Annotated in this window: 1 pseudogene; it reads left to right on the top strand. The window is 48.2% G+C overall.

From position 1 onward, the window contains the following. Positions 1-249 (top strand): annotated as a pseudogene (locus B2J69_RS23445) (phosphoserine transaminase); the annotation flags it as partial.

Here is a 249-nt window from a genome sequence, read left to right as displayed (position 1 = left end):
ATGTGGTGGGCGGATACTGGGCGGAATGTGCGGCAGAAGAAGCAAAAAAATATTGCACACCGAACATTATTAATGTCAGAACCGAATCGGAAGACGGTATCGGCGTGAAGCCGATGAGCGAATGGCAGCTCAGTGATGATGCAGCCTATGTTCACTACTGCCCGAATGAAACCATTGATGGTATTGCCATTCATGAAGAGCCGGATTTCGGCGATAAAATCGTGATTGCAGATTACTCGTCTGCCATCC

The sequence above is a fragment of the Pantoea latae genome (assembly GCF_002077695.1).
Taxonomy (GTDB): Bacteria; Pseudomonadota; Gammaproteobacteria; order Enterobacterales; family Enterobacteriaceae; genus Pantoea; species Pantoea latae.
The sequence above is the reverse complement of the archived record's forward strand: the minus strand, read 5'-3'. Positions and strand labels throughout refer to the sequence as shown.